This window comes from Chryseobacterium capnotolerans, assembly GCF_021278965.1.
Classification (GTDB): Bacteria; Bacteroidota; Bacteroidia; order Flavobacteriales; family Weeksellaceae; genus Chryseobacterium; species Chryseobacterium capnotolerans.
The window spans coordinates 1207159-1220006 of record NZ_CP065589.1; the positions used below are offsets into that span (position 1 = coordinate 1207159).

Consider the following 12848-nt stretch of genomic DNA (forward strand, 5'->3'; position numbering starts at 1 on the left):
GGTATTCTATTGGTATTTAGAATAATAATTGAAGTTTGGTATATTAATTGTTGGGTAGGGATTCGATGATGTAAAAAAAACACATATTTTTTCTTAAAATATGAATAATCTGTTAATTTAGCATAAATACATATGAACTACTTAAATTTTTTCGATTTTAATAAAAAAATCGTTTTTTTATTAATGACTGCCTTCTACAGTCTGGTATATGCTCAGACATGTACACCTTATACGGGGCAAGTCATGACAGCTGGAAGTACTTATTGTATTGATGGTGGATATACTACATTAAGTGTTGTTACTATTCCTAATGGTGCTACGCTTATTGTAAAATCCGGACAGTTTCAGGTTTCAGGTATTCAGGTAATGGGAAATCTGGAAATTGGGGATGGAGCCAGTGTAAAATCTAATGGATCTATTCAGATTGGAACCCATGGTTCTCAGCAAAATTCAAAAGTTACACTGGGAACAAAATCATTTCTTTCTCTTACAGGATCAGTTACTCAGGGAGATCCAACTTTTGGAGGTTTTTTTCCGGGGACAACGTCTATGATAGAAATGGGAACAAGCAGTGTAGTGGAGATATGCGGAACATTTACCCAGCAGTCAAAAACTTATCCATCTGTTAAGTATGTAGGGGTTCCTACTGGAAAAGCGTATTGTATTGCAAAAGCACAAGTAAATGGTGTTGGTGATGGTGCAGTTATCAGTAATGATAGCCAGATTGTAGCTATTGCTATGGGAAGTGTTACAGATCTTGGTGCTGGCGGAGCAAGTTTCTGTGGTCCTAATGCTACTTCTGCTACATGTCCGTCACTTTGGCCAAATGGTTTGTCTAACGATCCTAACAGTTGTGGCAACGCACCTACAATTATTGATGATATGGATGATTTCTGTACAAAACCTGGTGCAGCAGGAGCACCTGATGGATTTACGAAATTCGGAATTACCATTCAGCAAAAAAACAGTGCATGGCCGGAAAATATTCCTAATGGTTTCGTTGCTATGGAAGCAAAAAACAAAGGTTTTGTGATTACAAGAGTTCAGCACGTAAGTCAGACACCACAATCAGGAGATGCTATTGCTGATCCGAAAGAAGGAATGTTGGTATACGATCTTCAGGATAAATGTGTGAAGTTATATAATGGCGCTGAATGGAAATGTATAGAAAGAAGCTGTAATGATTAATTTAAGAATTTAAAAGGATGAAAAATATAAAAAATATAAGCATAGCAGCCGCTCTTGTTGTTTTTAATCTTTCTGTTGCACAGGTAGCAATAGGAAAGCAGGCAGTAGATGGAAACAGTACAGTTCTGGATTTCGATAACGTATCCGGAAATACAAAAGGATTGATCCTTCCTGCTACTTCTGGCCTTCCAACCGGATCTCTGGTAAATGGAACATTTGTTTTTGATGTCAATGATAAAAAAGTAAAGGTTTACGAGAATGATGTATGGAAGCCTTTATCTGATGCTGGCAGCTCAAGTGCTGTTGTTGCGAACAATTCTGCTGAGGTGGGGCAAGGAGTGATTATTGGAGCAACCTCCAGTACAGCAGACGGAGTATTGATATTGGAATCTCCTGATAAAGCAATGATTCTTCCTCAGGTTGCAGTTCCTCATGTTAATGTAAAAAGCCCATATCCAGGAATGATGTGTTATGATACAGCTAGCAAAACATTAGCAGTATTTGACGGATCAGTCTGGAATTATTGGAAATAAAATATAGAATAGCAATTATTTTCCGGGAAACCGGTATATATAAGTTTATAATGTGTATTGAAGCAGTGGTATAGATCTATGCCACTGCTTTTTTTATGATGTTTTTATAAAAAAAGAGAGATTACGAACTTTCAAGTGTAATCTCTCAATTAAACAAATAATATAAGTTGTAATATTCTCAGCTTTCTATGAAAAGATGGATCATTATTCTGAGATATTGTTTCATCATAGGTTGTTGTGTTAATAGGCCTCTTTTTATTTGTGTTTTTAGTTAATATTATTTGTTTAGTTTTTAAAATAAATCCCACCCCTCTAGATTTTCATCGTTTGTGTTTGTCATTTGTGTTCTTAATACTTTTATTAGATTAAAGTTAAAAGTGTTGCAGAGGGGGAGGGTATTATAATAATTCTTTTAAATTGTATACTTTAATTTATATTTATTCTTTAATGGTGCTTATTAATATTTTTCACATGGCAAACATATTCAATAATGATAAATATTTCCAAAAAATTGCATACGACATAGCTACACTATAGCTACTACCAGTTATTTAATGTATTGATTTATAGTATTTTAAAAGATGATGGTTAAAGTCTGAATATTGGTTTTTATAAAATAAAAACTAAAAACTCTTCACGGAAAAAACATTTTTTTGATCTTAACTTCTGTTGTTTTTTAATAAAAAGAATCTTTAAAATGGAAATTTTATAGGGTGTGTTATGCGATGAATATTATTAAAAAGGCAGGCTTAAATGAATTATCATGTAAGCTTCATAAAAAAAATCTGCCATTGGGTATTGGTGGGAAATATATTGTGTAAATAATAGTGTTTCAAAATTATAAGGAAGTAAAAAAGCTGTAAAGATCTGTTTCGGAAGGAATATAAAGTTTTTTTCTAAGCCTGCCTTTTTTGTTTGTACAGATCTGTGCTGTATAAAAGTAAAATCTGCAATGTCTTTTGATGAAAAGCCAAGCCAGATCATGGCGCATAAAGACAACTCCGATTTTGTAAGCTGTGGATTGATTTTTAAAATATTCTGAATTAAAGCTGGATTGATCTCTTCAAATCTCTTAATGAACTTTAGATCATTGCTCTTGGCAAGATCCAATAATTCTGCAAAATCTTCCTTAGAAATTCTTTCCTTTGCAGCGAAAGTTATGGTATTTGATTTTTCAGGGTGTTTATTTTGTTTCTTATATTTTCTTTTTCTGATCACTAGAAATAAAATAGTAGCAGCAATAAGGATAAATGCACCAATGGATATAAAAATGATATTATTGTTATCCTTGTTTTTTTGTTCAATAATTTCGCTTAGTGAAAGGTCAATGGCTTCATTTCCAGATACTTTTAGTTTGTGGTCCAGTTCCTCAGCTTTAGAGGCGTAAGAGTCTTGCATTGCCTTGTTATTGAGATTTTTATATACAAAAGAGATCTCTTGGTAAAGGTCTGGTAATTTGTTGATTCTTTTTGTTTTAATTAAAATATCCGCCGCCTTTTCATAGAACGATAATGCTTTTTCATATTGTTTTTTTTCAGAAAGGAGATCTGCATAAAAAGAGTAAATGATTCCCTGTCTTACAGTTCCATATTCGGAATCTTTAAGAAGAGATAATGCTTTGTCATTATAAAAAGTCGCAGAATCAAGATTTTTGGTCTGTTGTAAGTGATAATTCCCAATCAGGGAAGCATTAAGAGCAGAAGGATCCATACTGAAGCCTATGTGGCGGTAGATTAATGCTGAGTCTTTATAGGTAGAAGAAATAAAATCAGCTCTTTGCTCATACGTATTTCCTAGCAGCCAGCCTTTTTCATTGAGTTTTTTACCGTAATGAATGGCTTTGGCATTATAACTTAATGCCGTATTAACCAATCCGGTTACATAATTAAGCTGGCCATACTCATGGTAGAGTTTAGCATAAAGAAAATTATCATTAAGCCGGGTCGTGATTTTTTCTGCCGATTTCAGGTATTCATGACTGGCTTTATATTTTCCCAACATGCCATATGTATTGGCGAGATTAATATATCCTAAAGCTTCTCCTTTTGAATATCCGTTTTCTTTTGACTGTTGGATGATTTCATTATTCAGAGCAATAAGTTCTGTATCTTTTCCTTCAAGCCTTAGTTGTTCATTTTTTTTCAGTAAAGCATTGTCGATCTCCCGAACATCAATTTTTTTATCACAGCTTCCCAATGAAATTGCAATAAAAATAAATAAAAATATAGGGTGATTTTTTAAATTGATATCATTGATGTGGTTCATAAATTTTTATGATTTGTAATCATTGATGAAATGAAAAAAATAATCTCAATACTAAGTCTGAAAAAAGATGTCATCTTCTTTTCAAAAATTTGCCGTTTTCAGTTTTAATGTAGAATAAAACTGTATTGGATTTCTTTATATTGGTAGGCGCTGATTGGTAATGCAGTGCCAGACAACTTATCACAGTTGCCGGGATTAATAAATTTAACGATCATCATCTTTTTTGTTGTTTAATAAAATCTGTTTTTTCCGTAGACAGATTTGAAGAGCCAAATTAGTGAAAAATATGCAAAAGACCAATATTTAGTTGTTTAGATGAAAGCTGTAGGATTGGAATGATATTTTTTAATTTGCAGGTTTATATCGGTTTATACAATTTGAGCACTTTCTTTAATGCTGCTCATTACAAAAATACTTTTAGTCTGGCCAATACCTTCAATTTCTGATAACTTATTGATGAAAAACTCATGGAACTCATCCATATTGGGAGCTAAAATTTTAAGCATAAAATCAAAATCACCACTGATATTATAAAATTCTACCACTTCTTTCAATTTGCCTACTTCTTCAATGAATTTCCCTGCCGTTTTTTTATTATGAACATTCAAGGCGATCATACAGATAACCATCATTCCTTTATTCACCTTTTTACGGTCTACTACAGCAGTATATTCTTTGATGATTCCCTGTTTTTCCATTCGTTTAATGCGCTCATGGGTAGGAGTGGGGCTAAGGTTGATTCTTGCTGAAATATCACGGACACTCATCTTGGCATCTTTCTGAAGAAGCCGCAGGATGGAAAGGTCTTTTTCGTCGGGAGTGTAATTTTCTGTTGCCATTTGTTCTGTTTTGTAGGATTAATTTCTTTGTTTTAGTTATTTTGTTCTTTTTATTATGATTATTTAGTTTTTTTGTTCCAAATTTAGTGTTTAATTTTTAATTACGTTCTGTTAATTTTAATTTTGCAGGAAATTTGAATATATGGATACAAGGAGAAATTTAATATTAATTTTAGCATCGGTGGGAACTTTTGTAGAGGCTTTGGATATTGCCATTATTAATTTAACCATTCCTTCTATTCAGGAGCAGTTTCACATCGGAGCGGGAACTGTTCAATGGTTGCAAACACTATATGTGTTGTTTTTCGGAGGTTTTCTGATTATCGGCGGAAAGCTTTCCGATCAGATAGGAAGAAAGAAAATTTTCTTATTGGGAGCTTTAATTTTTATGTTAACTTCATTAGGAGCTGGGCTTTCCGAAAGTTTCAATATGTTAGCCATATTCCGTGCCCTTCAGGGGCTAGGAGCTGCATTTGTGATGCCGGCAGCTTTGTCTATTGTCACCAATACTTTCAGGGAAGAGCAGGAAAGAAACCGCGCGATTGGGATCTTTAGTTCTTTTGCTGCGATTGGTTCCGGGAGTGGTCTTTCGGTAGGAGGAATTATCAGTACATATCTGAGCTGGCATTGGGTTTTCCTTATTAATGTTCCAATTCTTTTAATCACACTTATCTTATCCTATTATTATTTGCCAGCGGATGAGAAAAATGAAACTGCACAAAAAACAGATGTTATTTCCGGGATATTAATGGTGCTTGGGCTTTTAAGTCTTACCTACGGAACACATGAGCTGGTTCATATCAAAGAACAGCCTTTTCTTGTAGTAGGTTCATTGGTCGTAGCTGTATTGCTTTTAGTAATGGTATTTTTCAGACTAAGAACCGTTTCAGAGCCTTTATTTGATCTGAATTTATTCAGACATGGTTCATTGGTGGTTTCCAATGCGGCTTTCTTTACTTTGGGAGCATTTTTTATTGGGTTTTTATTCCTGATATCTTTAATGCTTCAGAAAGATATGGGCTATAGTGCAGCTGCTTCCGGATTGATGCTTGTTCCGTTTAGTGTGCTGTCAGCGCTAACAGCTAAATTCATTTTACCTCACATTTCAAAAAGATTGAGTTCATCACAAATGGGAGTGTTAGGATGGTCTTTTATGCTTACAGGAGGATTGTTATTGTTAATTTCAGTGTATACAGAACATCCGCTAGCCGTAGTTTTATTAGGAGCGGCATGCATCTCAGGAATAGGAATGACTTTCTGTTTTACGGCACTTTCTGTAATGGGAATTCAGGATGTTGAACCTTCCAATTACGGATTGGCATCAAGTTTGAGTTCTACAAGTTACTTCCTGGGAGCTGGGATAGGGTTGTCATTCATGACATTAATGAGCCAGGTTTTTCCTTCAGAATTTGCAGTGGGGAGCCTGAATCTGATTGTACTGATTGGCTATGCTCTTTTAGCCCTTGGAATGTTATTATATTTTATATTGAAAAGCTTAAGAATGAAGCAGGCTGAAGTCGCTGTTTCGTGATAAGCGACCTTAAAATTACACAAACTATATGAGTAAGGAATTGGTGTTTAGGCATCGGTTCCTTTTTGTTTTTTTTAGATATTCATACCTCTTCATTACTTTTGTGTCATGAGAATACAAATCATTAGTGACCTTCATCAGGAATTTGGAAGAACGGAATTATGCTTTGACAATGCAGACGTTGTTGTGTTGGCTGGTGATGTCAACTTAGGAACGAAAGGAGTTGAATGGATCAAACAAACTATCCCTGATAAACCAGTCATCTATGTTCTGGGAAATCATGAATATTATAAAGGTTCGTATCCCAAAACGCTTCATAAAATAAAAGATTCAGCAGAAAATTCTAATGTTTTTGTGCTTGAAAATTCTTTTGTAGACATGGAAGGTATTCATTTTCATGGGGTTACCTTATGGACTGATTTTTCAATCTTTGGCAATCCAATGGAATACGGAATGATCTGTCAGCCGAAGATGAATGACTATAAAAAAATCAAACGTGATCCATCTTACTCAAAACTGAGAACGATAGACACTTTCAAAATTCATCAGCTTTCAAAAGTATGGCTGCAGGAAAGTCTGGAATCATCTAAAGAATTTAAAAATATAGTGGTTACCCACCATGCGCCAGGTATTCAGTCTGTACCGGAACACTATAAAGAAGATCCGCTATCTTCCGCTTATGCTTCTAATCTGGAAAATATGATTCTTGAACATCAGCCGTTATATTGGATTCATGGTCATATTCATACTCCATGCAGATATACTATCGGGAACACTGAAGTTATCTGTAATCCTCATGGGTATATTGATGAAAAGTATAATGGTTATGATAAGGAATTGATTGTTGAGATAAAAAATAATGAAAAGAGAGCAATCGGTATAGGTTAATTTCCTCTGCTCTCTTGGCTTCATTTACAATTTCATTCACTTAAATACTATCCATTAATTTTTTCAACGCTTCATAAGCTTCTGTTTTTTGAGAGAAGGCAGGATAAATCTTAACCTTTGAAGCTCCGGAAGCTTTAAGCCATTGTGACCAGAGAATTTTCATGATTTCAAAGTCTGTTGGTTGTATAGTGCTGGCTCCGTTTTTGTCTAAAGATCGGTCTGTCATTTCCAGGATCAGAACAGAGGTGTTCTTTAAAGGGGTAAAGGTTTTTCTTATATGATATTCAGGCTTTGATAGGATGAATTTTTCCAGATCGTTATTTCCGCTTGCCAAAAAATGATCCCTTATATTTCTGATGGATTTTTGATCAAGAACATATCCGGATGTAGTATTGGTGCTTTCAATGTACCCATCTGTTAATAGAACAACAATATTTCTGGTTCCTTTAATGATAAACTGGTTATCACTAATTGCAATTTTTGTATCAGGAGTAGTAATAAGAGAATTACTTATGGTTTGGTTGAAATAATTCCAAACGTCGGAGCCTGATAAATTCTGTAGAGAGTAGGTGTAAATTTTGGAAAGATTATTTTTTAACGAAGGGATATCTGACTTGAGCTGTCCTCTTTTATATTCTGAAGACTCTCGTTGATCATCTTTGAACGTTCTGAAATTAATTTCTAATTTTTGAGCATCTGCAATATTCTGATTTAGGATTCCCCGGTTGATGAAATCAATTTTATAAGTATCCAACTGATTCATTTGCCTATTTTTAGTTTTCAGAAGGTTTTCTATATTATCAGCAATATTGTTGATGAGTACAGTGTCGTGTAATGGCTTGGGATGAATTTCAGAGTTGATTCTGTTAGATAGATCCGGAATAATGAGGACATTATAATCATAGATTTTAGGAATGTCTGATGATGAATCAGTAGAAGAGGTATCTTTCTTTTTACAACAATTTGAAAGTATAGAAACAGATAATAGGGTAATGAAGCTTACTATAAGTTGTTTTTTCATCTTAATTAAGATTAATTTTGAGCGAATTCTGAAGTGAATTGTTCGTGAAATGCAATGACATTAAGCCAATTTTCACATTCTCTGATAGCTTCAGTAGTTTTAACTTCTGCTTTATTGACAGAGTAAATTTCATATAAATATTTACTCCAGCCTTCCATGAAAATATTTACTCTGTTTTCCATTTCCGTTTTTGATATTGGGAGCCTGTCATTATCAACCTGGCTTTTATAGATCTGAGCTAGATTTTCTACTTTCTCTTTGAAGGTTAGGAGAAGCTGCTTGAGGTTGTTTACTTTTGTATTGGTTACAACAGGAAGCTCCTGAAGTTGTTTGCTTAAAGTGGCTTTATTTCTTTCCAATCCTTGGTTATCACCGTTTAATTGGCTGTTTTCTTCTTTGAAAGCATTGATTTTCAGCTGGTACTGTTCTTTTTCCTCTTCCAGTTTTTTTACAATAAATTCTGTTTTCTCCTGATGATGGGTTTTTGTTCGCTTGTGATGAGAATGATAAAGTTTATTGATAACCAAACTGAAAAGATAAACCCCTAAGGTTCCTAAGGTAAAGACAAGAAGGAAATTTTGGGAAAATACAATTTCAGAAAATGAAGACTTCTTATCTGTCTGATTGGTAAGATATTCTATATCATTGATGTTTTTAGCAACCTTGTAGGCAATGAAGCAGTCTACCAGGAAAATTAATATCAGACCTTTGTTCTCTTGTATGGTTTTGTTGATTTTTAAAAGTAGGGTTTGAGGTTGGTTCGCTATTTCAAAAGGTGTTTTGTCAGGCTTAATTAACTTCAGCATACCCAATGCTAATGGAATGCTTACAAAAAGAAAGAGAAACATAATCCCACCCACTCCTTTATTCCAAATTTTGGTAATGGCATGTGCGTTGAAAACTTCTGGTATTTCTGTAACGATTCCTTTTCTGAGTTCAGAGAGAATATCTTCTTTTGAAAAGATAAAAATATAGGCTACAGAAGAGTAAAAAACAAAAATATACAAGATGAGCATTACAGTAATGAAGCTTAAAAGAGAGGTTAAAGGCCAGTTGATCGGAGGCATAACAAAATCTACTTTTAACTCATTGATCTTTTTTATCAAAACATCAATTTTATCCTGTATAAAGGGAATTTTAATAGATGTATTGGTTTCTATGCGGTGTTTTCTATCCTCAATTTCCTTTTCTGTAGTACGGATTGTATTTTCTATATTTTGGGTCTCGGAGTTAAGGTTGTACTGCAATGTATCGATTTCATTCTGAGTTTTCATTTCTACATTACTGATACTTACTTTAAGTTGCTCTTCAATCCTGTTTTTCAATCTTGTTTTTTTTCTCAGTAATCACTTCAATTTCATTAATGAAATTCGAATAAAGGCTGTCCATTGCTTGTGGTAGCACCTGATGATCTCCCTGATTTTCAAACGCTCGCTGGTAAGCATTCTCTTTCAGAAGGCTTTTGTCAAAGGAGCCCACTTCGGTGGCAATGATGTTGTCCAGAACATCTTTAAATTCCTTTAATGACTGTTCCTGAAAATTAAGTGGCTGGGCTTTTGCTTCATTGGGTAGTTTATTCATTGCTGGTTTCTCAAATGCCTTTTCTTCAATTTCTATTTCTTCAATACTGAGTCCGCTGTTTAGTTTCTCAATTCTATTTTTGATGGTGAAAAAACTGTCTGTAAGTTCATTGATTGTTTTGGGGTAGTTGGTAATTAAAACCTGTTCATGATTATTTTTGGCGTTATTTGACCAATTGTATGAACCGGAAATTGCTAAGGTGCGGTCAATCACGCAAAACTTAAGATTCATCATTCCATAGCCTACGTTTTTTATTTTTGTGAAATTCAATCCCAACTCGACAAGCAAATCGAAATCAAGCTTTTCATTGTCTGGCTGATCAGAAAGAATAAGCGATACTTTTACATTTTCTTTAAGCTTATCGCGGATGATATGATATAAATCCTGATTGGTAAACCAGGCCATTGCAATCAGAATTTCTGATTTTGCACTACGCAATTCTGATTTGATCCTTTCCAGAATCTCGTCAGTATTAGAAATTGAGTCTTGAATCATGGTATTTATAATTAGTTTTTTATAAAAGGTGATTAACGGTTCAAAAGTATAAACATTCAAATTGGATTCTTTACGGTTTTCCGTAAATAGAGAAAAGCAAAATATGATGCATTATATCATCTATAACCGGCTGCTTTGTCTGTTTCATTGTTTTGTACCTTTCCATAGGTTAGCCTTTTTCACTACCTTCGTACCTCATAATCCATTTCCTATGGCTAAAAAATCCTATAAAGAACCTTTCAAAGAACCTGATTTTGTTTCACAGCTGGCTTTTGATGAAGTTTTACAGCAAGTAGGATTTGATCTCAGGATTAAGGAATTTGTGGTGATGGATATAGATAAGGCAAATTATATCATAAAGCCGGATATCCCTTACCGTTCAGACTATTTCTGTATTTTTCTAGTGCAGGATGGAAGTGTTGGGTTCAGATTAGATGATAAAAGTTATGAAGTGTTTAAGGGAGATTCCATTTTCTGTCCTATGTTGGAGACTTTTTGGGTAGAAAATATCGCGGAAGATTATAAAGCAACTTATATTTTCTTTTCGGTTGATTTTATTTCTCAGGCTGGTTTCAATTATAAGTCTAATAATGTCCTGAAGAGTCTTTCATCGGATCCTACCCATATTATCAGGAATGAACCGGATTTGTTCAGAAAATTGAATTTTCACCTCGATGAATTAAAGCAGCTGAATAATAAGGAGAAAGATAATTATTATTTTAACGAAATGATCTGGCATCACTTTTCACTGGTGATTTATGAAATAGACAACTATTTCAAGAAAATTGAAAAACCTCATACCGTTACTCCTAGGGAAGATGAACTTACGACTAGTTTTTTTAAGCTTGTACAGCAGTATTTCAAAGAAGAACATAATGTTCAGTTTTATGCAGACAGGTTATTTATTAGTAGGAAATATCTGACTAAGGTGATCAATAAAACAATGTTTAAAACACCTCGGGATATTATCCATCATGTATTGGCCGTAGAAGCAAGATTATTGCTTAAAAATCCCAATCTTAATGTAAGTGAGGTCGCTTCTCAGCTTAAATTTTCCGATCAGGCGTCTTTTAGTAAATTTTTTAAAAAACATACGGGAAGAGCTCCCTTGGAATACAGAAAAGATGATTTGTATTGATAATGAGTGAGTTGTGGTTTTGATGTCTTTTTGATAAATAAAGCCATATTTTTGATTTGTTTTTTAGAAATATATCATTTAATTTGTCTATGAATGATATTTCTCATGTTTTGAAAAATAAGGAGTCTTTTTGACAAAACAAGGGGTTTTTTGACTAATTCTATTGAATTTTTTTCGTTCGAATTTTGCAAGGAAAATTTAAATGACTAGAGTTATGCAAAGATTTTTTGTTCAAAAATCAACCCTACTTTTTCTTTCGCTCATCGCTTTGACGGGATGTAAGAAGAGTGATCAAAACCAGGCTTACCAACAGCAGGCGCCAGAACTTCCTGTAGAAATAGTAAAACAGGGAGACGCTTCTGTTTCAAGAGAATATGCAGCATCCGTTGAGGGAATTTCTAATGTAGAAATCAGACCTCAGGTAACCGGATATTTAAGCAAAATTTTTGTTGATGAAGGAGATTATGTGAGAGCCGGCCAGCCTTTGTTTAAAATCGAAGACAGAATATTTGCTGAGCAGCTAAAAAGTGCACAGGCAGCATTCATTACAGCGCAGGCTAATCTTTCCACTTCAAAAATTGACTTGGACAGAAAGAAGGAACTATTCAAAAATAAAATGGTGTCCGAAATTCAGGTGAAAGAAGCAGAGGCGGCTTATAATGCTGCAAGAGGAGCCGTAAGCCAATCAACATCTTCCATTGAATCAGCGAAGATTAATCTTAATTTTTCTACGATTAAAGCTCCGGTAAGCGGATTTATCGGAAGATTCAACTATCGTTTGGGAAGTTTGATGACCCCGGGCAATCAGGAACCGATTACCTTATTATCAGATATCCATGAGGTATATACTTATTTCAGCTTAAGTGAAAATGACTTTAATAATTTCCAGAAGCAATATGTGGGAAACAGTATTGATGAGATTATTAAAAATACACCAGCAGTATCTCTATTGCTTTCCGGTGGTGAAAAATATACTGAAACGGGAAGAATTGATGCTGTTGAAGGACAGTTCAACAAAACGACTGGCTCTATTACCTTAAGAGCAAAATTCAACAACCCGAATAATACTTTAAGAAGTGGAAATACAGGAAAGATCCTATTGGATCAGTTCTATAGCAATGTTGTGCTGCTTCCGATTGCATCTACCAGAACCATTCAGGATAAAGTTTTTGTGTTTACCATCAAAAATGGAAAAGCAGAAATGCTTCCTGTAGAAGTGAATGGAAAAGCGGGTGATCATTTCATAGTTTCCAAAGGCTTGAAGGCTGGAGATCAGTATATCGTTTCCGGTTTCGACAGATTACAGCCGGGGACTCCTGTAGTGGCACAAAAGAAAAATGCTCAACAGAAAAAATCGTAAGAAGAAATC

General features: G+C 34.3%; 11 protein-coding genes. 6 read left to right on the forward strand and 5 right to left on the reverse strand.

What is annotated here, in order from left to right:
• The first annotated feature begins 183 nt into the window (after positions 1–183).
• Together H5J24_RS05650 and H5J24_RS05655 are read left to right on the forward strand one after the other, a co-directional pair.
• The gene (locus tag H5J24_RS05650) at positions 184–1188 is read left to right on the forward strand and encodes a hypothetical protein (RefSeq protein ID WP_068944028.1); all 1005 of its coding nucleotides are present in this window, start codon (positions 184–186) and stop codon (positions 1186–1188) included.
• Positions 1189–1205: 17 nt separating this feature from the next.
• Positions 1206–1721: a hypothetical protein gene (locus H5J24_RS05655; RefSeq protein WP_068944027.1), complete on the forward strand. Its 516-nt coding sequence runs from the start codon at positions 1206–1208 to the stop codon at positions 1719–1721.
• Between the two features lie 735 nt (positions 1722–2456).
• Here H5J24_RS05655 and H5J24_RS05660 read toward each other — a convergent pair.
• Entirely contained in the window at positions 2457–3986 is a 1530-nt protein-coding gene (locus H5J24_RS05660) for a tetratricopeptide repeat protein (RefSeq protein ID WP_232816114.1), read from the reverse strand.
• A gap of 368 nt (positions 3987–4354) precedes the next feature.
• A complete protein-coding gene (locus tag H5J24_RS05665; protein WP_068944025.1) occupies positions 4355–4825 on the reverse strand; it encodes an Lrp/AsnC family transcriptional regulator in 471 nt (156 codons plus the stop codon).
• 142 nt (positions 4826–4967) lie between these two features.
• Here H5J24_RS05665 and H5J24_RS05670 point away from each other — a divergent pair, with 142 nt between their 5' ends.
• Positions 4968–6356, forward strand: a complete 1389-nt coding sequence (locus H5J24_RS05670) for an MFS transporter (protein WP_068944024.1) — start codon at positions 4968–4970, stop codon at positions 6354–6356.
• Positions 6357–6464: 108 nt separating this feature from the next.
• The gene (locus tag H5J24_RS05675) at positions 6465–7244 is read left to right on the forward strand and encodes a metallophosphoesterase (RefSeq protein ID WP_068944023.1); all 780 of its coding nucleotides are present in this window, start codon (positions 6465–6467) and stop codon (positions 7242–7244) included.
• 40 nt (positions 7245–7284) lie between these two features.
• On the opposite strand, the gene H5J24_RS05680 is transcribed toward H5J24_RS05675, so the two are convergent.
• Genes H5J24_RS05680 through H5J24_RS05690 form a run of 3 tightly spaced genes read right to left on the reverse strand, consistent with a single transcriptional unit; the run spans position 7285 to position 10341 of the window.
• Positions 7285–8265 (reverse strand): hypothetical protein, encoded by a 981-nt coding sequence (locus H5J24_RS05680; RefSeq protein ID WP_068944022.1) that lies wholly within the window; start codon positions 8263–8265, stop codon positions 7285–7287.
• An 11-nt stretch (positions 8266–8276) separates the two neighbouring features.
• Entirely contained in the window at positions 8277–9590 is a 1314-nt protein-coding gene (locus tag H5J24_RS05685; protein ID WP_068944021.1) for a hypothetical protein, read from the reverse strand.
• Positions 9574–10341 carry a phospholipase D-like domain-containing protein gene (locus H5J24_RS05690; RefSeq protein ID WP_068944020.1) on the reverse strand — a complete coding sequence of 256 codons (768 nt, stop codon included), beginning with the start codon at positions 10339–10341 and terminating at the stop codon, positions 9574–9576. Before H5J24_RS05690 ends, H5J24_RS05685 begins: the two co-directional genes overlap by 17 nt.
• A gap of 103 nt (positions 10342–10444) precedes the next feature.
• Between H5J24_RS05690 and H5J24_RS05695 the strand changes: the two genes are divergently transcribed.
• Both H5J24_RS05695 and H5J24_RS05700 read left to right on the forward strand, forming a co-directional pair.
• A complete protein-coding gene (locus H5J24_RS05695; protein ID WP_082811252.1) occupies positions 10445–11479 on the forward strand; it encodes a helix-turn-helix transcriptional regulator in 1035 nt (344 codons plus the stop codon).
• 214 nt (positions 11480–11693) lie between these two features.
• Positions 11694–12839: an efflux RND transporter periplasmic adaptor subunit gene (locus tag H5J24_RS05700; protein WP_068944018.1), complete on the forward strand. Its 1146-nt coding sequence runs from the start codon at positions 11694–11696 to the stop codon at positions 12837–12839.
• Positions 12840–12848: the final 9 nt, after the last annotated feature.